Source organism: Bacillus cereus group sp. N14 (assembly GCF_016483555.1).
In the GTDB taxonomy this organism is placed as follows: Bacteria; Bacillota; Bacilli; order Bacillales; family Bacillaceae_G; genus Bacillus_A; species Bacillus_A wiedmannii.
The window spans coordinates 1-531 of sequence record NZ_JAEHBQ010000058.1; the positions used below are offsets into that span (position 1 = coordinate 1).

Consider the following 531-nt stretch of genomic DNA (forward strand, 5'->3'; position numbering starts at 1 on the left):
TTAACTGGCTAATTCATACCGTGACAAATTGATAGCCGCATTTAAATCCCTATCCATTTCGTGACCACAAGTGCATTTGTATACACGGTCAGAAAGTTTTAGTTCTTTGTTGATGCTTCCACAACTGGAACACATTTTTGAAGAAGGATACCATGTATCAGCTTCTACAAATTCAATACCATATTTTTCACACTTGTATTGAATTTGTCTTTTGAACTCATATAAACACCGCTTCGCAATCGCTTTAGCTAGGTGTCTATTCTTCATCAGACCTTTCATATGCAACGTCTCCATCACAATGCGAAATGGCTTGGTTTTCACAATTTCGCTCGTGGATTGATGAAGATGATTCTTTCTGATATTTGATAACCTTCTATGTAGTTGTCGTATCTCTTTCTCGATTTTTATAATGTTGCTTGTTTTGACAAAACGGTTTCCCTCCTTATTCATTTCATATTTACGAGAAACTTGACGTTGCAACCTACGAAGGCGTTTCTCTGCCTGTCTTACCATTTTTGTTTTGTTGATATT

1 protein-coding gene is annotated in these 531 nt (G+C 36.3%); it reads right to left on the reverse strand.

All coding sequences use genetic code 11. The annotated features are described in order from the left end of the window. The coding region (locus JDS82_RS29010; RefSeq protein ID WP_199714325.1) for an RNA-guided endonuclease InsQ/TnpB family protein at window positions 1-531 on the reverse strand (531 nt) is incomplete at its 5' end.